The organism is Acinetobacter sp. C32I (assembly GCF_023702715.1).
Taxonomy (GTDB): Bacteria; Pseudomonadota; Gammaproteobacteria; order Pseudomonadales; family Moraxellaceae; genus Acinetobacter.
On sequence record NZ_CP098480.1, the window covers coordinates 430,844 to 449,581 of the forward strand.

The 18,738-nt window shown below is 41.7% G+C and carries 18 protein-coding genes and 1 pseudogene; 13 read left to right on the forward strand and 6 right to left on the reverse strand.

The window, feature by feature from the left end:
- Window positions 1-14: 14 nt before the first annotated feature.
- From NDN13_RS02065 to NDN13_RS02075, 3 genes are all read right to left on the reverse strand, one after another.
- On the reverse strand, window positions 15-944 hold the full coding sequence (locus tag NDN13_RS02065) for a metal-dependent hydrolase (protein ID WP_251116993.1): 930 nt from the start codon (window positions 942-944) through the stop codon (window positions 15-17).
- On the reverse strand, window positions 934-1,797 hold the full coding sequence (locus NDN13_RS02070; RefSeq protein WP_251116994.1) for an alpha/beta fold hydrolase: 864 nt from the start codon (window positions 1,795-1,797) through the stop codon (window positions 934-936). Before NDN13_RS02070 ends, NDN13_RS02065 begins: the two co-directional genes overlap by 11 nt.
- A gap of 183 nt (window positions 1,798-1,980) precedes the next feature.
- Entirely contained in the window at window positions 1,981-2,838 is an 858-nt protein-coding gene (locus NDN13_RS02075; protein ID WP_070075125.1) for a LysR family transcriptional regulator, read from the reverse strand.
- Between the two features lie 169 nt (window positions 2,839-3,007).
- Between NDN13_RS02075 and NDN13_RS02080 the strand changes: the two genes are divergently transcribed.
- The 4 genes from NDN13_RS02080 (at window position 3,008) to NDN13_RS02095 (ending at window position 6,242) form a co-directional block, all read left to right on the forward strand.
- On the forward strand, window positions 3,008-3,694 hold the full coding sequence (locus NDN13_RS02080) for an ankyrin repeat domain-containing protein (RefSeq protein ID WP_251116995.1): 687 nt from the start codon (window positions 3,008-3,010) through the stop codon (window positions 3,692-3,694).
- A gap of 1 nt (window position 3,695) precedes the next feature.
- Entirely contained in the window at window positions 3,696-4,157 is a 462-nt protein-coding gene (locus NDN13_RS02085; protein WP_101236942.1) for a nucleoside deaminase, read from the forward strand.
- Window positions 4,158-4,176: 19 nt separating this feature from the next.
- Window positions 4,177-5,349, forward strand: coding sequence for a cyanate transporter (locus NDN13_RS02090; protein ID WP_251116996.1), 1,173 nt, complete (start codon window positions 4,177-4,179; stop codon window positions 5,347-5,349).
- Window positions 5,350-5,786: 437 nt separating this feature from the next.
- Window positions 5,787-6,242, forward strand: a complete 456-nt coding sequence (locus NDN13_RS02095; RefSeq protein WP_005202822.1) for a hypothetical protein — start codon at window positions 5,787-5,789, stop codon at window positions 6,240-6,242.
- Window positions 6,243-6,414: 172 nt separating this feature from the next.
- Here NDN13_RS02095 and thiM read toward each other — a convergent pair whose 3' ends face one another.
- Window positions 6,415-7,230 carry a hydroxyethylthiazole kinase gene (thiM, locus tag NDN13_RS02100; RefSeq protein WP_251116997.1) on the reverse strand — a complete coding sequence of 272 codons (816 nt, stop codon included), beginning with the start codon at window positions 7,228-7,230 and terminating at the stop codon, window positions 6,415-6,417.
- A 24-nt stretch (window positions 7,231-7,254) separates the two neighbouring features.
- The gene (locus NDN13_RS02105; protein WP_251116998.1) at window positions 7,255-8,415 is read right to left on the reverse strand and encodes a hypothetical protein; all 1,161 of its coding nucleotides are present in this window, start codon (window positions 8,413-8,415) and stop codon (window positions 7,255-7,257) included.
- Window positions 8,416-8,639: 224 nt separating this feature from the next.
- On the opposite strand from NDN13_RS02105, the pseudogene NDN13_RS02110 reads away from it, so the two are divergent.
- The 3 genes and pseudogenes from NDN13_RS02110 (at window position 8,640) to NDN13_RS02120 (ending at window position 10,418) form a co-directional block, all read left to right on the forward strand.
- Window positions 8,640-9,109: pseudogene (locus tag NDN13_RS02110) on the forward strand (DUF2147 domain-containing protein).
- 143 nt (window positions 9,110-9,252) lie between these two features.
- Window positions 9,253-9,729, forward strand: a complete 477-nt coding sequence (locus NDN13_RS02115; protein ID WP_251116999.1) for a DUF2147 domain-containing protein — start codon at window positions 9,253-9,255, stop codon at window positions 9,727-9,729.
- A 215-nt stretch (window positions 9,730-9,944) separates the two neighbouring features.
- Window positions 9,945-10,418 (forward strand): DUF2147 domain-containing protein, encoded by a 474-nt coding sequence (locus tag NDN13_RS02120; protein ID WP_004808015.1) that lies wholly within the window; start codon window positions 9,945-9,947, stop codon window positions 10,416-10,418.
- 62 nt (window positions 10,419-10,480) lie between these two features.
- On the opposite strand, the gene NDN13_RS02125 is transcribed toward NDN13_RS02120, so the two are convergent.
- Window positions 10,481-10,738 carry a hypothetical protein gene (locus tag NDN13_RS02125; RefSeq protein WP_004652954.1) on the reverse strand — a complete coding sequence of 86 codons (258 nt, stop codon included), beginning with the start codon at window positions 10,736-10,738 and terminating at the stop codon, window positions 10,481-10,483.
- 341 nt (window positions 10,739-11,079) lie between these two features.
- Here NDN13_RS02125 and pepN point away from each other — a divergent pair, with 341 nt between their 5' ends.
- The 6 genes from pepN (at window position 11,080) to NDN13_RS02155 (ending at window position 18,716) form a co-directional block, all read left to right on the forward strand.
- Window positions 11,080-13,686, forward strand: coding sequence for an aminopeptidase N (pepN, locus tag NDN13_RS02130; RefSeq protein ID WP_251117000.1), 2,607 nt, complete (start codon window positions 11,080-11,082; stop codon window positions 13,684-13,686).
- Window positions 13,687-13,797: 111 nt separating this feature from the next.
- Window positions 13,798-14,484, forward strand: a complete 687-nt coding sequence (locus NDN13_RS02135) for a dienelactone hydrolase family protein (RefSeq protein ID WP_251117001.1) — start codon at window positions 13,798-13,800, stop codon at window positions 14,482-14,484.
- A gap of 67 nt (window positions 14,485-14,551) precedes the next feature.
- On the forward strand, window positions 14,552-14,989 hold the full coding sequence (locus NDN13_RS02140) for an RDD family protein (protein ID WP_004808009.1): 438 nt from the start codon (window positions 14,552-14,554) through the stop codon (window positions 14,987-14,989).
- A 310-nt stretch (window positions 14,990-15,299) separates the two neighbouring features.
- A complete protein-coding gene (locus NDN13_RS02145; RefSeq protein ID WP_251117002.1) occupies window positions 15,300-15,992 on the forward strand; it encodes a PA4824 family protein in 693 nt (230 codons plus the stop codon).
- Window positions 15,993-16,048: 56 nt separating this feature from the next.
- Window positions 16,049-16,768, forward strand: a complete 720-nt coding sequence (locus NDN13_RS02150; RefSeq protein WP_004808004.1) for an MgtC/SapB family protein — start codon at window positions 16,049-16,051, stop codon at window positions 16,766-16,768.
- 115 nt (window positions 16,769-16,883) lie between these two features.
- Window positions 16,884-18,716 (forward strand): monovalent cation:proton antiporter-2 (CPA2) family protein, encoded by a 1,833-nt coding sequence (locus NDN13_RS02155; protein ID WP_005202836.1) that lies wholly within the window; start codon window positions 16,884-16,886, stop codon window positions 18,714-18,716.
- Window positions 18,717-18,738 lie beyond the last annotated feature (22 nt).

The following is an 18,738-nucleotide window of genomic DNA, read 5'->3' on the forward strand; positions in this document are numbered from 1 at the left end:
GAAAGTGTCAGATATTAGCAGGCACGAAGTTTGGTTAAGGCTTTAACAGCAGGAGAGTGGTTTAACACCTGTAAGGCTTTGTTGGTATCACCTTCATAAAATGGGTGATAGTTGGGTTTAACCCAATGTCTTAAGCTAGAAATCATCGCGAAAAAACTGGGTACTTGTTTGCTGCGGGCGTTTTCAATCGCTGTGTGCCTTAACGCTCGAATCAGTCCGTAGTTTTTATAAGGATGGGCATTCTGGTCTTGTTGCGCTAGTTTCTTAAAGCAATGATAAATGGCAAAGGTGAATAGTGGAGCAATAGCCAACATAATCGTTTGGCGTTGCAGATAGGCAAAGGCTTTGTTATTTTCGCCGCATAAATGCATATATAGATCGAACGCCACACTGCGGTGTTCAACCTCTTCAGCCAGATGCCAAGTCATTAGATCAGACATCATTTCATCAGCAGTTTTATTTTGCCATGGTTGGTCATCGAGGCACCATGTGCCTAACATGGTGGTGAAGTGTTCAACCGCAGCAGCAATACCCACACGAATGGTTAGCCAACGATATTCTAGATTTTTGGAAAGGACTAAACCAAATGGTGCTGTATTGATTTGTTTAAACATACTGTCTAGAGAGATAAGAAATTCATCAATCTCATAATCATAGTGGCGTAAATAGTCTTGAGCGACTTTATGAGCAGAAGCATGATGCGCTTCCTGATGCACAAAACCTTTTACATCGGCACGTAGCTTTTCATCTGTGACATAAGGCAGTGCTTCATTAAAAGAACGGCACATCCAGAGTTCACCCACAGGTAGAATCAAATGCACGGCATTGATTAAATGGGTTGCAAAGGGGTTGTCATAAACCCAGTGTTCAGGCGTATGGCTAAAATCAAATTGCACACGGCGTTGCTCAAGATAATGATTCTCCAGTCGTTGTTTAGGATGCATTTGCTTCTCCTCCATTTACGGCATTGATAAAATACTGGCTCAGTTGCTCGGCATTCTGGACAGGAATCCAATGCGTGGCATCCAGATAAATCTCTTGATATACGCCAGTAAAAAACTGTTTGTTGAGCTGGGCACTTTTCTTGCCAATCGCAATATCCTTATCCCCCCAGATAAACAGGGTGGGTACTTTTACTTTTTTAAAGGTCGAGCGAATTGGAGCCAATGGCATACTGCGATACCAGTTAATAGCGGTGCCGATACGGTTTTCTTGAATGAAATGTTGCTGAAAGTCCTTGATTTGTTCAGCATTCATGCCTGAGTTTTTTAGCAATATATGGCTGAGGGATTTAGCTCTTTTAAAGAGCAGTTCAGGAATAAAGGGCAGCTGGAAAAAACCAATATAGTACGAGGTGAAAATTTGCGTACTGCCGAACATGGATTTTAAAAATGCACCCGTATGAGGAACCGAGACCAACGTGAGATGCTTGACTAGATTGGGGTATTGCTGGGCCAATTCACAGGCCACAATGGAGCCCCAATCATGACCTATCACATAGACGGGTTGTCCAAGCAGATCAATCAAGCTTTTTACATCTGCAACTAACTCTGTAATTGCATACTGAAAACGACCTTTGGGGGATGCGGCTAAGCTGTAGCCACGTTGTTCAATGGCAAAGGTTCGAAAGTTCTGCTGATTGAGAATCGCGCTGGTGGCTTGCCAACTGTGTGCAGTTTCAGGAAAACCATGCAAAAGAATAACTGGCTTTCCATCGATTGGACCCGAATCAATCACATTAAAAATCAGATTATTACGACAATACTGGCTGTATCGTTTTTCTGTCTGTTTTACCATGCTGAGCTACTTATCAAAGAGGTTGATTTCAATCGATAGTAATCAGCGTTATGGGTACAGTCTTGACAGTAGTGGACGGAATTTAACTTCTTGTGCCATGGCATTTACTTTTGGCACATGCAGCATATGACTTGGCACTTAAAGACGGTTAATTCGAGGGTTAAAACGGATATTGCCGTTTAATCATTCGGCTTTGCTTTGTTCGAAGCGATGTTGCAGCACCGTGGTCATCTGCTGCAATAGATTGGCGACCAGTCCTTCTTTATCCCAAGCATAGATGGAAACGGTCATGGCTTGTGCTTTACCCAAGGGTAGATATTCCCGTACCCGATGACCTGTGGTGGTGGCGACAGGCAAAAGTGATAAACCGAGACCTGTTTCAACCCCGACCAATACACTGGCCAAACTGTTGCTGGTAAAGGCGATATAGCCATGTTGGCGGTTACGTTCAATCGCTTCAAACATCTCATCTCGATAGAGTCCACCTTGTGGAAACGTCACCAATGGCAGGGGATCAGACCATTCTCCACCATGATCGATACTTTCAAACCAGGCCATTTCCTCGGGGAAGCTGGCATGATGATCTGAACTGGCCGCTGTTTCTTTGACGATCACTATATCAAGTTGCCCATTGCGGTAACGTTCCATGAGATCACGACTGAGTCCAGCGGTCACATCTAGCCGAACTGTACGGTGTTGTTTGCTAAAGGCACTTAAGGCCAAAGCCATATCGCTATTCATAATATCTTCAGGCAAACCAATTCGAATGGGAATCGTGCCTGATGGATCACCCAAAATCATCTGGGCTTCTTGTTGCAGGGCTAAAATTCGCCGTGCATAGCTAATCAAATATTCACCTGAGCTTGTGAGTTGTAAGGGACGACTATTGCGATCAATCAAGCTCTTGCCCACAGATTCCTCTAGTCGGGCCAGTTGTTGGCTGACCGTGGATTGAGTCATATGCAAGCGCTCGGCAGCTAAGGTAAAGCTACCAGCTTCAAAGATATTGACAAAGGCGCGGAGCAAGCGTGGATCAAACATAGCGAGTTACTCAGAAGACCAGTGTTGAAAATGATACTTTGAATTTTATATTCATAATCTTAATACATTGGATTAAATAATTTAATTTTTAAATAGTAATAAAGCTGATTATCCTAAGCATAGATCTTATTTTTGATTCACTAATTTGGGCTGATTCATGGAGGGCTTTATGCACAAATCATTTTTGTCGGCTGTATGTGCGCTGGCTTTGACCGCATGTAGCCACGCAACTTCAGGAGATGCTATGCCAGACGACGCCTTACATACTGCGGCTGCACGCAATAATGTCGCACAAATCCAGCAGTTGCTCGCTCAATCCATTCAGATTGATGCACGTGATGCATCAGGCTCAACCGCTTTAATGATTGCAACACGTGCCAATAATGTCGATGCTGCACAAGTCCTGATCGATGCTGGAGCCGATGTCAATGCCAAAGATCGGATTCAGGACAGTCCTTATCTTTATGCGGGCGCACGTGGCTATTTAAAAATATTAAAGCTGAGCTTAAAGCACGGTGCGGATTTGAAAAGTACCAACCGCTATGGTGGCACAGCCTTGATTCCTGCAGCTGAACGTGGACATGTGGATACCGTACGGACACTGATTGAGGCAGGTGTGGATGTCGATCACATCAATAACTTAGGCTGGACAGCGTTATTGGAAGCGATCATTTTAGGTAATGGTACTCAGCCGTATCAACAGATTGTCGATTTACTCATCGTAGCAGGAGCCAATGTCAATATTGCTGATGGCGATGGAATTACGCCGCTTGAGCATGCCCATGCACGTGGCTATACCGCTATTGAAAAAGCTTTATTGCGTGCAGGCGCAAAAGCAACGCTATTGGAGCATTAAAATGCAGCAGGATCATGATTTTTTGCGTCAGGCGATTGAACTGGCGTATCAAAACTGCGAGCAAGGTGGACGCCCCTTTGGTGCGGTCTTGGTGAAAGATGGCCAAGTGATTGCGTCAGGTGTAAATGAAATACTGAAAAGCAATGATCCAACCGCGCACGCAGAACTGTTGGCAATACGTGCCGCCAGCCAACAATTAGGGATAGCTAATTTAGAAGGCTGTGCTGTATATGCCAGCGGGCAGCCTTGTCCAATGTGCATGGCAGCCATGCGTATGGCAGGGATTAACCGTGTAACGTATGCACATTCCAATGATGATGCGGAGGCATATGGCTTATCCACAGCGGCTATTTATGCGGATTTGGCAAAACCCTTTGCTGAGCAGTCGATGATGATCCGCTATGTTCCTATAAGAATGGAAGCCAAGCCTGATTTGTACGGCTATTGGAAGTCTATCTCATGATTGATATATGGTTAAAACCATGAGCGCGATCAAGCATCGATCATTGTTGATCATCACCGTTGCTTTGGTTGGATTGAATCTTCGGCCATTTATGACCAGTGTTGGGCCGGTTGCCAATCAGATTCGTGCCACTACTGGTTTGAGCCTACAAGGCATTGCGCTATTAACCCTGATACCGATGTTATTGATGGGACTAATCGCCTTTGTTGGCCCAGTTCTGCAAAACCTGTTTGGTGAGCGTCGTACTATTGTTGGCGCATTGCTGATGATCTGCGTGGGCTGTGGTTTACGCTTTTTTACTGTACATGGTTGGGCTTTAATCTTTACCGCTGCCGTAATTGGCTTTGGTGTTGCCATGATTCAAGCAGCGTTCCCGAGTCTGATTAAAAGAGAGTTTCATGAACATCTGAGTCTGATGATGGGGCTTTATTCAGCCACGTTAATGGGTGGTGGAGCGCTTGGAGCATTGCTTGCACCCGTGGTGACAAATAGCAGTGGTGACTGGAAAATCGGGCTGGCTATTTTTGTATTGCCTGCATTACTGGCTTTGATCTTTGCAAGGTGTGTGTTGACTCAGACCGCACAGCAGCATAAAAAAATGCCTTCGGTGATGCGGCTGCTCAATCAGCCAAGAACATGGTTGCTGATCTGCTGTTTTGGTTTAATCAATGGTGGTTATAGCTCGATTGTGGCTTGGCTTGCACCTGCTTTTCAAGCGCATGGTTGGACTGCAACAGCTAGTGGCAATCTGATGGCTGTTTTGACACTGAGTCAAGCAGGGGCAGCATTGCTGTTACCGTATTTATCCCGAAAACAGCGAGATCGTCGAATTTGGGTGGGATTAACTTTAATCTTGCAACTGATTGGCTTTTCAGGCTTGGCTTTTTTTGCAGATGTTTGGCCTTATCTCTGGGCAATCACAGTCGGAGCGGGTTTAGGCGGATGCTTTGCTTTGTTGATGATTGTGGTACTCGACCATTTGCCTGATGCTGCCCATGCGGGACAACTTTCAGCCTTGATGCAAGGTGGAGGATTTTTACTGGCTGCTATCGCACCTTGGTGGGTTGCAGTATTGCATGACATGACGGGAACTTATGCTGCAGGCTGGATCTGGCATTTAACTATGGTGGTGATTGTTGCAGGATTGATGATTCGACTTAATCCACAACATTATGAGAAAGTGATGACTTGATTGACTGATCAAAAAGAAGTTCATAGAAATTGAGTAAAATTACTTTTAAGGTCTGTTATGCATGGAGTCCGTAGCTTAAAGTATACTGAAAAGAGGCATCACTAATTTATAATCATGAGAAATCGAAGTCTTATTTGGATTGTAATGCTTTTTTATATGGGGGGCTCAAGCAAAGCTACCGTATAAGCACACGTTTTTAGAGCAGGTCGAGGTACTTACACCAATTCCGTATAAGGCATGTATGGTGAATTTTATTGATCACAATTGGGAGAGTGTTTGGAAGGACTATCATTTCAAAAAGAAAAGAGAACCCAAAGGACAGGCCGATATTGTTGAACTGATGATCATGCAAAATCTTGATCAATGTAAGTCATAATTGAATACTTTATTTTTCAAAGCGAGATGTTGATGTTCTGACCTGAGCATGAAGATGATTTATGAAAAAAAATATAGCGATTACTTTGTTAATTCTTTTAGCTCTGATTCAATTCCTCGTCATTTTGTATTTATGGAAATACCTTGAAACGCCCAAAATTCATGTTTTGGAAAGACCTTTAAGCATCGCATCAAGTTTTGATAATTATTCAGACTATACCATCTTGCCTGCAGGTACCGTGTTATATGATGACAGTGATACATTGAATAGAAGAGTTATGGTGTATTTCAATTTACAAGGCGTTGATTTTAAGTTTATTGAACAAGATGCGGATATTCTCAAGCAGCCCAGTGAAGTCGCAGCGATTAGAGTGACTGAATTGGCAGACCTATTAAAATCTGTACCTTTAACCAAGAAAGATATTTACTTCATTATTCAATATGATGAAAGTTTGAGTGAAGCCGAACGTTCGCTGTACTTTAAACAATATCAGATTGATCGCAACAGCTTTGAATAGATCGGAAACGCTGCTAAGTGAACAAACTCAATTCAGTCCATTGTTAGGGCGTCAGTTAATGGGTTCAGTTAAAAATTGAATCGATAAAACGCAACTGAAGGCTGCGTTTTTAGCATTGCTAAGCAAGGTGTTACACTCAAGCAGGAAAGTCTTTTATTGATTGATACACGACTTAAAGCAATTCAATATCAACATATTGCTGAATTAAATTGTCATCTAGCATATGCACATAATCTAAAAATGCCACATTAAAACTGCCTACCGTTTGTGCATGGTCATAGGCCAATTTACCTGCAATGGCAAAATGAATATGTGAGGCGAGAGCAGCAATGCTTGGACTACTGACCGCATGATAGGCTGCAGTTAAGGCACCCAGAGCACAACCTGTTGCGGTAATTTTAGGTTGTAAATAACAGCCACCATTCACTTGAATCACAGCATCGAGTTGTTTCGAGATGATAAAGTCTGATTCACCTGAAATTGCAATACATTCAGTATGTTGCAATAGGCTTTTTGCCTGTGCATAAACCTCATGACTATTTAAAGTACTATCGACGCCTTTTGACTGAATCTGGCTGCCTGCTAAGGTACTGATCTCAGAGGCATTGCCACGAATGATACTCGGCTGGAAGCTTAACAGTTGATCGACAGTTTGACTGCGCCACTTTAATACTGCCCCATAACCCACTGGATCAAGTACCCACGGCACCTGATGTTGTTGCGCAGTTTGAGCTGAAATTAACATGGCTTGAGTTTGTTCTGTCGTCGGTGTTCCAATATTAATACTTAAGGCAGCACTGATTTTGGTGAACTCTTCGGCTTCAAAAGGATTATCAATCATGGCAGGTGAGGCACCTGCTGCAAGCAAGATATTCGCTACATAATTATTGGCAACGCTATTGGTCATACATTGCACTAAAGGTGTTTGTTGCTGTAAGGCACGCCAAGCATCGATAACTTGATCAATGAGTAGTTGTTTTTGTGACATGACATATCCTGAATAAAGTTTTTATTAACGGGTGAAATAATGATCTTGATGCTTGCATTGACGACAAATGAGCGACACATAATCTGTTGCATCATAATCCACGATCAAGTCATTTGAACCGCAATACATACAACGTTTAACTGAGTAAAAACTTAAACGAGGCTCAATTTTTCGCCAAGATTTCCAGACAGGCTGAATAAAAATACTCTCGTCATAACCCAAAAATTTAAACAGTAGCACTTCACTCATTTTACTAAATGGAATCATGTACGGTCTTGGTAAGGTCGTGGTTTCCCAACGCTCGCTCAAAGCACGTTCACGATATTGTTCCAAAGTTTTTTTGAGCAAACTGGTGTTGATAAATTTATCATTTCTGGGTTGCAACGCGTTTTGTTTATGCAGATATTCTAAGGCGGTTTGGATCAGGTAAAAAATCTGCCCCACAGCCAAACCTTCCATTAAGCGGTAGCAAAAAGCTTGGAATGGTCGATTACCTGCAATCTGGATACCCCAAGTTCGACAATAGAACTGCATGAATTGTACAATTTCCTGATAGAGCACGAGGTAGAGCGCATCTTTGACTTCGTCTGTGCTTTTAAATGGAATGCCCTGACTCAGATTTTCATAGAACCAGTGGCGTAATTGTTGAGCTACGCTAAATAAGCTTGGATCTGAATAACCATCCAGTCGGACATTAAGATAATAATGTTCCGTTTCCAGCCCAGCATCTTGTGATTTTAGCACTCCTAATTTCAATAGCTCTTGAACTAAATGATTCTGAAATAAATAGTTGGGGGTAAATTCGCGATATTTAATATTCTGCCAATGTATCAGCTCATCATGTTGCACATCTTCCCGTGCATAGCTGTCTAAAAGGCTCAATAAGAATAATTTATGCAAGAAACTGAGTTGATTCAGGCTATAAATCACTTCATCTTTGACTTTGTATTTGCGTTGTTCTTGTAAAATTGTTTGTTGGGTCTGTTTTTTCCGTTGCGCCGTACACTGAGCACAATGGCAATTGAGCTTGCTATCACTTCTAAAAACACGGTGCTGGCAATGGCTGCATTCGTGAAACTGAAATTCTTGGCTGAATTGTTCGGCTTCGACCCAAAACATCGAGGCGTGGCACAGTGGGCAATGGCTACTTTCATCTAACTGTTTTTGTAGAATCTGTAAATCCATTGATATTAAACCTATGACCATTAAATAGGGGATTATACATGCTCAATCCAAGGCATGATGCAAAGATTATAAACAGATAGAAATAATGTCTAAAATCAGACTCAATTTGTTGAATTTTATGCAAAAAATAATCGTATAACTTTGCTACTTTTTTAATTACAGTAAATTCCTGTGCCAATGAGCATCATAACTCAATATGAATTGAACCAAGCAAAAGGGAAAACATGAATAATCGGATTTGGATACAAACTGTTATTGGCGTAATGATGTGTTTGGGCAGTATTTTCACATACGCAGACTCAATCGAAGGGTATTGGCGAAGTATTGATGATCGAACCGGAGAACAACTGACCATCATTGAAATAAGAAAAGCCCCTGACGATACCTATCGTGGCAAAATTGTTTATATTTACCCCAATGCACAAGGCGTCGTGGTCACACATTGTGTGAATTGTCCGCCGCCATATACAGGGAAGCCGCGTTTAGGCTTAGAAGTATTAACAGGGCTGATTGAGGACCCGAAAAAACCAGATAACTTTATCAATGGGCGGATTGTCGAAAGTAAAACTGGCAATGTATACAAAGGCAAGGCCCGTCTGCCGATGGTAAACGATTGCATATGCGAGGCGATGTTGGAATATCTGCTTTAGGCCGTACTGTGGTGTGGATTCGTACCGACAGTGCCAATCCCTAATCATTTATTTTTAATTATGTGAACTGCTTAAAAATTTGTTTAATTTTAAATAATTAAATATCTTTTGCTTGTGTTGATTGTTGCTGTGCATTTGTATAAAAATAAAGTGATAGATGGATTTATTTTGCATTACGGAGCTTATTATGCAAAAACACACACTCATGAAAGGAATCATGGGCATTTCTTTGACTGTATTTGCGACATTCGGCTTTGCGTCTACACCTGAAGGGTTTTGGAAGAGTATTGATGATCGTACTGGCGAGCAACTTTCAATCGTAGAAATTAAGAAAAAACCAGATAATACTTATACGGGAACCATTGTGTATCGCTATCCTGTTCCAGGCGGGGGTAATGTCTTGACGCATTGTGTGAAATGTCCTGAACCTTTTAAAAATAAACCGATTCAGGGACTACAAATTGCGTGGGGATTGAAAGAAGATCCGAAGAATCCAAATCAATATATTGATGGTCGAGTACTAGAGCCTAAAACAGGTAATATCTATAAAGGAAAAGCACAACTCAGTTCGGATGGAAAACGTCTGCGTATGCGTGGTTATATGGGAATTTCTGCCTTGGGGCGTACCCAAGTCTGGATTCGTACCGATAGTGCTAATCCTTAAATAATAGTTGTTTTTTTAGAAAGCCTAAACGACTCGTTTGGGCTTCTTTATTTGAGCTAAAGAATATATAAGGCGCACCAAAAAGAAGCAGCTAGATCAGCTACTTCTTATACAAATGAACGCTAGCGTACAGTGTAACTTGGGTAAAAGTGTGATAATTTCCGTGCATTAAACCTATAAAGATGAATAGGTTACTTTTTTAAGACGGGGTTAATATGCTAAATCGTATGCTCATGAACGGAATCATGGGGCTCACTCTTGCTTGTGCAAGCGCAACGACTTTCGCTGCTTCTATTGAAGGCTACTGGAAAAGCATCGAAGAACGTACTGGTGAACAACTCTCAATCGTAGAAATCCGTAAAGGAAATGACGGCCGTTATCATGGGAAGATTGTTTATCGTTATCCAAACTCGCATGGCATAGCGCTCACCAATTGCACCAAATGTGCAGCACCGAATACCAATAAACCAATTCTTGGACTAGAAATCTTATCAGGCTTTAAAGAAGATCCAAACAAGCCAGATTCATATATTGATGGTCGCGTTCTAGAACCGACTTCTGGCCGTATCTATAAAGGTAAAGGTGTGGTGACTGGAGAGGGCAAACGTTTACGTATGCGTGGTTATATGGGCGTTTCAGCACTAGGTCGCACTGTCGTTTGGTTACGTACTGATAACGCAACACCTTAATCGAATATTGATAAAAAAACCTCGAATTGGCTTCGAGGTTTTTTTATGGTTAAAGTAAGTGATTAAACAGGGCATGGTAAGTTTTCATCCTCCTGACCGATTTTTTTAGCTGCAATAAGCGCTTGTACTTTTTTACTTGGTAGCTTTTCTTTACCAAGTGCGTCATAGGTGTTCACGATATTGGTGACTTCTAAAGTTGTCAGTTCAATTCCCTCTGCTGTTAAAAAAACGGAGATTACATGATGATCCACACCAGCTTTAGCGAGGTCATGGATCGCCTTGATATTTTCTAAACGATATAGGTGTGCTTTTAATTCCATCGTCTTTACCCTCGTGCGTTTTATTGTATTTACCTACATTGGCATATTAGGTTAAGCAATAACCGTGCACAAAATGTAAAACGCAGCAAAAAAATGTAAGTTGCACAATAAAACCCATTTGATTCTGTAGCATTTATTTAAGAATGGAAAACTGTGTTGTAATTTTGTCTAAACGGCATGCCATTTGCTCAATAAATTTGAAAATCTGAAAACTAAACCCAATAAAATTCTTAACATTGGTACGTAGCTCTAAAGACAGCTTTTATAAGTTGGCGTATGATCGACTGATTAAGAGTCTTGCCTACAAGACCACCCGACATGATGAAAGATAAGGAATACTGATGAATATCGCGGCGCAACCTCCAGTACAAGCAGATCAAACCATTTATTTAAAAGACTATCAAAAACCTTCGTTCTTGGTTGAATCGATCAATCTGGATATTCAGGTTTATGATGATCATACGCTTGTTGATTCTACGCTGGTGATGAAACGTCAAACGACTGGTGCTTTGGTGCTTTTGGGGCGTGATCTGGAGCTAAAATCGATTCAACTGAATGGACAAATCCTGAGTGCAGCGCAATACCAGTTAGATAGTGAACAATTGCTGATCACTGATGCACCAGATCAGGTCATTCTACAAACTCAAGTGATCATTCATCCAGAATCGAACACGCAGCTTGAAGGTTTATATAAGGCGGGTGATTTATTCGTGACACAGAATGAGCCCGAAGGTTTCCGTAAAATTACCTTCTATCCTGATCGTCCAGATGTATTAGCTGAATTTACTACGCGTGTAGAGGCCGACAAGAAATATCCTGTGTTGCTCGCCAACGGTAACTTATTAGAAACAGGTGAGGCTGGTGAAGGTCGTCATTTTGCGATCTGGCAAGATCCGACCAAGAAACCAAGCTATTTATTTGCTTGTGTGATTGGTGATTTGGCAGTATTGAAAGATCGTTATACGACTTCTGAAGGTCGTGATGTTGCGCTAGAAATTTATGCAATTGAGAAAGATATTCCGAAATGTCACATCGCCATGGAAGCATTAAAGCATTCGATGCGTTGGGACGAAGAACACTATGGTCGTCCTTACGATCTCGATAATTATATGATTGTCGCGGTCAGTCAGTTCAACATGGGTGCAATGGAAAATAAAGGTTTAAATATCTTTAATACCTCATGTGTGCTTGCCGATGAGGAATACACCACTGATGCTGCGATCATGCGAGTACAGTCAGTCATTGCTCATGAATATTTCCATAACTGGACAGGCAACCGAATTACCTGTCGTGACTGGTTCCAATTGTGTTTAAAAGAGGGCTTAACGGTTTTCCGTGATCAGTCTTTCTCTGAGGATTTACAATCAGCAGCCGTACAACGAATTGATGATGTAGCGGTATTGAAATCACATCAATTCCCTGAAGATGCTGGTCCATTATCACATCCACCTCGTCCAGACCATTTTGTCGAAATCAACAACTTCTATACCGCGACAGTGTATGAGAAGGGTGCTGAAATCAACCGCATGATGGCAACTTTATTGGGTAAAGAAAAATACCGTCAAGGGACTGATGAATATTTCCTACGCCATGATGGGCAAGCGGTCACGGTTGAAGACTGGGTTGCGGCATTGAGTGCAGGTTCTGGTGTGGACCTATCTAACTTCCTCACGTGGTATAACCAACCAGGGACACCGAAGTTAGAAGCTAAAGGTGAATATGATGCTGTAGCACAGACTTATCGTTTAAGCTTCAAACAAAGCTTGAAAGCACATCCAAAATATCCAAACCTCAAAGCAGTGCCAATTCCTGTGGCTCTAGCATTATTTAATGCCAATACAGGTGAACAATATACCTTGCACAGCACTGATCTGTTTGTGAATGAGGTCAAAGATGGCGTGTATTTATTTGATCAAGATGAAGCAACAATTGAATTTACAGATGTGACTGAGCAACCTGTAGCTTCGTTATTACGTAATTTTTCAGCCCCTGTGAATTTAGTCTTTGATTATTCCAATGATGATCTTGCGTTCTTGATTCAGCACGAAACCAATGGCTTTAACCAATGGCAAGCGACACAAACTTTATTGGAACGTATTCTTTTAGAAGACCATAAAGTGGATACCTATATTCAGGCAATTAAAAATACCTTGCCAGACTTAGTGAATAAAGATCCGTTATTGGCATCGCGTTTATTTGATGTACCAAGTGAAAATTATTTGGGCAGCCGTATTGATCAAGACTATGAACCTGAACTGGTCCGTGAAAAGCGTGAAGCCGTTCTGGATCGTTTAGCACGTGACTTAGGGTCATTTTGGGAAGAGTTATTCTTAAATTTAGACCCAGACACGCAAAAGGATTTTAGTCAGGCAATGGGCGTCCGTGCGATTAGAAGTATTGCACTGAGTATGATCGCACGACAAGGTAATGATGATGCTTTTGGCTATGCGTATAAGCTTTTGACAGAAACATCGAACATGTCTGAACGTTTAGGGGCATTACGAGTTCTAGTCTGGAATGATGCACCGCAAGCACAGGCTGCACTCGCAGATTTCTATAACCGTTTTAAAGATGAAGCCTTATCTTTAGATCAGTGGTTTAGCATCCAAGCATCGAATCCATGTGCGACAGTGGAAACGATTGAGTATCTGACCAAACATGCGGATTATGATCTGGGTACACCAAACCGTATCCGTGCCGTGAGTGGTGGACTTGCTGCAAACCCAGTGAATACGTGGAGCTTTGGGGTTGATCATTTCATTGAGCTTGCAGCTTATCTGGATGAGAAAAACCCAATTTTAGGTTCGCGTTTATTACAAGTGTTGTCACGCTGGTACACCTTGGCTGAACCGCAACGCAGTCAGGTGCAACAAGCCCTTAAGGCATTGCAACCTAAAGTAAAATCGAAAAATGTAGCAGAAACATTGAACAGTTTACTCAGTATTTAATTTACTGATTGAATGAATAGAAAAAGGATGTCGTCAGACATCCTTTTTTATTTGACAATTAATATTGTCAGAAATAGTATGGAAATCATTCGAATGTAACGGATGACTGCAATGAAAATAAAAACAATCACATTACCGACACGTCAAATTGAAGTTGAAGTGTATGCACCTGCATCAAGCTCGGAAAAAGCACCAGCCATATTATTGCTACATGAGTTATTTGGTATTCTCGATGTTTACCGTGAAGATGCCCAAGACTTGGCTGATCGGGGTTATTTGGTTTATGTGCCTAATTTATTTAGTGGTGGTGCAGTCAAATATTGTATTCGTGCCATGGTGAGTAAGGCTGGCCGTATCAATGCTGCGGAGAGTGAAGTCAATCAAGAAATTCATGTCTTGTTAGATGCCTTAAAGGCAGATTCTCGATCCAATGGACGCTTAGGCATGTTAGGGCAGTGCTTAACCGGTGGTTATGTGATCCAGATGGCCAAGCGCGAAGATATGTTAGCACCTGTGGTTTATCATCATTCTTTGGGTATTCAAGGGGCGGGTGTTCCAAACAAAGAGTCTCTCGATGAGGTTCGCATTCTACAGGGTCATTGGTCTACCGTAGATCCATTTTGCCCAGCAACCAAACGCAATAAACTGATCCAGCAATTGGGTGATCGGGTTGAAGCTTATACTTATAATATGCCACATGGCTTTCGTAGCGTGAGTCGAGGTTTGCCAGAAGCACAAGTGGTATGGCAGCGGACTGTGGATTTCTTTGAGCGAGAATTAAAACAAAACACAATATAAATCATTGGAACAACAGGTTATTATTTACTGAAATTCATTTATAGAAATAAAAAAGTGAGGGGAATATATGTCTCAACAATACGCATACGCGGGCTTCTGGATACGTTTCGGTGCTGCGATTATTGATTCAATCATTGTGATGGTTGCCATGATTCCATTAACTATGATTTTTGGTGGTGGCAATACCACAGTTGCTTCTGATGGTTTTTCATCATTCCAATTTATGTCTACGGCAGATTGGATTTGGCAAATTCTCGCCGCAGTATTTTATATTTTCTGCTGGATTAAATTTGCAGGAACACCCGGTAAGCGTTTACTTCGATTAAAAGTGCTGGATGAAAAAACGGGTGAAAATGTGACTGTCGGGCAGGCTATCATTCGCTACATTGGCTATATCCCAGCAACATTAGTCTTTTTTATTGGTTTAATCTGGGTGGCTTTTGATGCGAAGAAGCAAGGCTGGCACGACAAAATGGCAAAAACTGTAGTGGTAAGAGAGCTTTAATTTAGAGCGAAATTTTATCATGTAATAAAAAATTCATACGATAGGGCTTGTGAATCAATTCGCATGTCCTATAATGCCGTTGAGTTTATTCACGGAGATCCTAAATGGGAAGTTGTTCGAGGTTCGGGTTTAATAAAGGATTAAGCCAAAGCGAATACTGAGCAAGCGAGCCATTTAGGTCGGCTGTCTTGCAATGAGATAGCTTTGTTAGAAATTATCTAAACCCTCCTATAAAATTTTGCTGTATCCACAAAATTTATTGTATTGACTGCATCCTGTTTAGTTTCTCACCTAAAATGGGGAGAAGCCTATGTTTTTTCATGCTTCCATTCAATGGTTTGCTGTTCTTAACGTATTTATTTTATGTGGATTATTGCTGACTCAAAAGAGTAAGGCGGGTCCACTCATCAATACCGATGATGTCTCTATTACAGCGGCACAGCAGTGTCAGCTAGAAAGTACTTATAGCTATAACAAAGACGGCACTTGGTCTTATCAAGTCGTACCTGCCTGCAATCTCAATCAAAATTTAGAAGTGTCTCTGGGCTATCACTCAAGTAAAGATCAAGATCAGATTCATGGCTTTTCGATTCAAGCGAAAAGCATTTTAAAGCCAATGGAAAATGACTGGGGCGTTGCCAGTAGCTTACAGCTATCCCGTGATGATGTTGTTCATCATGGGGATTTAAACTGGTTTTTAAATGTTCCTGTCAGTTTTCAACTTTTAGATCAACGTTTAGCATTGGATACCAATCTCGGTTATCAACAGACTGATGAGCGCCTCGTTCGCTGGGGAATTGCTTCAACTTATACGCTGACCGAGCATGTCGGTGTAACACTTGAAACATATAATCAAGATCGCCAAGCGCCATTCTTCCAGACGGCATTGCAATACAGTTTGATTCCCAATGTCCTTACTTTGGAAGCCTCCTTTGGTGATCGCCTACATCGTTTAAAACAACATTGGTTTGGACTCGGTTTAAGTTATACGCCATCATCATAATGCACTTAAATTCAGTTGATCCATCATTAAATCATTGATAAGAATATAGGTATAAGATGCAATTAAAATTTTTACAAAATATTGATTTATCAAATATTGCTGACACCTTAGTTAGCCTGTCCGTTGCTTTTATTCTTGGTGCATTAATTGGCTTTGAACGTCAGTATCGACAACGCACGGCAGGGTTGAGAACCAATGTACTGGTGGCTGTTGGTGCTGCAATTTTTGTCGATATTGCGACCAATTTAACGGGTGCAGAAGGTGCAGTCCGCGTGATTGCCTATGTGGTTTCAGGTATTGGTTTCTTGGGTGCGGGTGTGATTATGCGCCAAGAAGGTAATATTCATGGTTTAAACACGGCAGCGACTCTCTGGTGCTCAGCCGCCGTGGGTGCTTCTGCGGGTTCAGATCTTATTATTGAAGCAATACTGGCAACGGCTTTTATCTTGGCAGCCAATACGCTGTTAAGACCGATTGTTCATGCCATTGATCGTCGTCCAATTGATGACGATACCGAGGTTTTACATGTCATCTATATTATTTGTGACCGTAGTCAGAGTAAGGTGGTGATGGATGAATTGAATTTAACCTTGCAACATCATAATTATCCTGCCAAAGATATTGAAGTAACACCCTTTGGTGACAAAGAGGTCGAAATTGAAGTCACTTTAATTGCTACTTCAATTGATGCAGAAGAAGCACAGCATATTACCAATCATCTGAATGCCATGCCGCAAATTCGACAGGCATTTTGGGATAAAAATACCATCAATTAAGCCTTTATAAATCGTTGCGATATTATGGTATTGGGATACATTGTCTCATTAATGATATATAAAATGTCTATTGTTTCACATAAAATGACGCCAGCTTGATAACAATGAGAACAGTATGAGTTCAGAAGCACATTCAATCAGTTTAATTGCGCCAGTGGTCTTGCTTGCCGCTGCTGTAATTGCCGTTCCAATTTTTAAACGTATTGGCTTGGGTTCCGTCCTTGGTTATTTAATTGCAGGCTTGATTATTGGCCCATTTGGTTTTGCATTTTTTCATGATTCGGCTTCGATCTTACACATTGCAGAACTTGGGATTGTGATGTACCTGTTTGTGATTGGTCTGGAGATGCAGCCCTCACATTTATGGAGTTTAAGGCGTGAAATCTTTGGGCTAGGTACCTTACAAATTGTTGCTTGTGCTTTGGCATTGACTGGCGTTGGTTTATTGTTTGGTTTTACTTGGCAAGTTGCCTTTATCGGTGCTGCTGGTTTTGTCCTGACTTCCACGGCCATTGTGATGCAGTTGTTGGGAGATCGCGGTGATATCGCTCAACCTCAAGGGCAAAAGATTGTTGCCATTTTATTATTTGAAGATTTGCTAATTGTGCCTTTATTGGCAATTGTTGCTTTTATGGCGCCAAACCATGTGGTGGAAAGTACTTCGACACGCTTGGAAAGTATCGGAATTGGCTTGATTGCGATTGCTGGTCTTATTGCAGCAGGCTATTGGTTGCTGAATCCGTTATTTAGATTGCTTGCCGCAGCAAAAGCCCGTGAAGTGATGACGGCGGCAGCACTTCTGGTGGTTTTAGGTGCAGCATTGTTGATGCAAGTCAGCGGTTTATCCATGGCGATGGGTGCTTTCTTGGCAGGGGTGTTGTTGTCTGAATCGACCTTTAGACATCAAATTGAAGCGGATATTGAACCTTTCCGTGGCCTGTTACTGGGTTTGTTCTTCCTCGGTGTTGGGATGTCACTGGATTTATCCGTCGTTGCACAGAACTGGAAGCTTATCATTAGTGGTGTTTTAGCCATGATGTTTGCCAAGGCTCTGATGATTTATATCGTGGCACGTGTCACCAAAAGCTCTCATACCGAAGCATTAGATCGTGCATTGCTGATGGCACAAGGTGGTGAGTTTGCTTTTGTTCTGTTTGCAGCGGCAGTCAGTGCTCAGGTCATTGATAATTCAGTCAAGTCGAATCTGACGGCGATTGTGGTGTTATCAATGGTATTGACCCCGATTTTAGGCATTGTGTTTAAACGTTTTACCGAAACCAAAGATCAGATCAATTTAGACAATGTCAATATTGCTGAAGGCTTAAGTGGCAGTGTACTGATGATTGGCTTTGGTCGTTTTGGTCAAGTGACCAGTCAACTCTTACTGGCAAGAGGGGTGGATGTCACCATTATTGACAATGACATCGATATGATTCAAAACGCGGAAAAGTTTGGTTTTAAAATCTATTATGGCGATGGCTGCCGTTTAGATATTCTGCATGCTTCAGGTGCATCTACCGCTCAAGCGATTGTGGTTTGTGTCGACAGTAAAGAAACCACCAATCGAATTGTTGAGTTGGTCACGCATGAATTTCCTTTGGCCAAGTTGCTGGTTCGTTCTTATGACCGTGAACATTCACTCTATTTAGTGAAGCATAAAGTGGATTATATGATTCGGGAAACCTTCGAGTCTGCGATCAAATTTGGCGGCGTGATCTTGCAAGAATTAGGCGTTGATGAAGATGAAGTACAACGCATTACGGATGAAATTCGTGATCGTGATGATGAGCGTTTTGAAACAGAAATTGCTGCGGATGATGTTTATGCAGGTGTTGGTTTGCAATATACACATTCACATCCGCGTCCAACAGCGCCATTAATTCGCCCTAAAAAAGCAGCACGTATTTTAAATGATGAAGAAGCACAAAAGGATTTAGAGGAAAAGTAATCCGCAATGCTTTCCTTGCATG

What these genes read in the sequence shown, in the direction of transcription:
- NDN13_RS02065 (WP_251116993.1), bottom strand. Translation starts at nt 944, where the DNA reads ATGCATCCTAAACAACGACTGGAGAATCATTATCTTGAGCAACGCCGT.
- NDN13_RS02070 (WP_251116994.1), bottom strand. Translation starts at nt 1,797, where the DNA reads ATGGTAAAACAGACAGAAAAACGATACAGCCAGTATTGTCGTAATAAT.
- NDN13_RS02075 (WP_070075125.1), bottom strand. Translation starts at nt 2,838, where the DNA reads ATGTTTGATCCACGCTTGCTCCGCGCCTTTGTCAATATCTTTGAAGCT.
- NDN13_RS02080 (WP_251116995.1), top strand. Translation starts at nt 3,008, where the DNA reads ATGCACAAATCATTTTTGTCGGCTGTATGTGCGCTGGCTTTGACCGCA.
- NDN13_RS02085 (WP_101236942.1), top strand. Translation starts at nt 3,696, where the DNA reads ATGCAGCAGGATCATGATTTTTTGCGTCAGGCGATTGAACTGGCGTAT.
- NDN13_RS02090 (WP_251116996.1), top strand. Translation starts at nt 4,177, where the DNA reads ATGAGCGCGATCAAGCATCGATCATTGTTGATCATCACCGTTGCTTTG.
- NDN13_RS02095 (WP_005202822.1), top strand. Translation starts at nt 5,787, where the DNA reads ATGAAAAAAAATATAGCGATTACTTTGTTAATTCTTTTAGCTCTGATT.
- thiM (WP_251116997.1), bottom strand. Translation starts at nt 7,230, where the DNA reads ATGTCACAAAAACAACTACTCATTGATCAAGTTATCGATGCTTGGCGT.
- NDN13_RS02105 (WP_251116998.1), bottom strand. Translation starts at nt 8,415, where the DNA reads ATGGATTTACAGATTCTACAAAAACAGTTAGATGAAAGTAGCCATTGC.
- NDN13_RS02115 (WP_251116999.1), top strand. Translation starts at nt 9,253, where the DNA reads ATGCAAAAACACACACTCATGAAAGGAATCATGGGCATTTCTTTGACT.
- NDN13_RS02120 (WP_004808015.1), top strand. Translation starts at nt 9,945, where the DNA reads ATGCTAAATCGTATGCTCATGAACGGAATCATGGGGCTCACTCTTGCT.
- NDN13_RS02125 (WP_004652954.1), bottom strand. Translation starts at nt 10,738, where the DNA reads ATGGAATTAAAAGCACACCTATATCGTTTAGAAAATATCAAGGCGATC.
- pepN (WP_251117000.1), top strand. Translation starts at nt 11,080, where the DNA reads ATGAATATCGCGGCGCAACCTCCAGTACAAGCAGATCAAACCATTTAT.
- NDN13_RS02135 (WP_251117001.1), top strand. Translation starts at nt 13,798, where the DNA reads ATGAAAATAAAAACAATCACATTACCGACACGTCAAATTGAAGTTGAA.
- NDN13_RS02140 (WP_004808009.1), top strand. Translation starts at nt 14,552, where the DNA reads ATGTCTCAACAATACGCATACGCGGGCTTCTGGATACGTTTCGGTGCT.
- NDN13_RS02145 (WP_251117002.1), top strand. Translation starts at nt 15,300, where the DNA reads ATGTTTTTTCATGCTTCCATTCAATGGTTTGCTGTTCTTAACGTATTT.
- NDN13_RS02150 (WP_004808004.1), top strand. Translation starts at nt 16,049, where the DNA reads ATGCAATTAAAATTTTTACAAAATATTGATTTATCAAATATTGCTGAC.
- NDN13_RS02155 (WP_005202836.1), top strand. Translation starts at nt 16,884, where the DNA reads ATGAGTTCAGAAGCACATTCAATCAGTTTAATTGCGCCAGTGGTCTTG.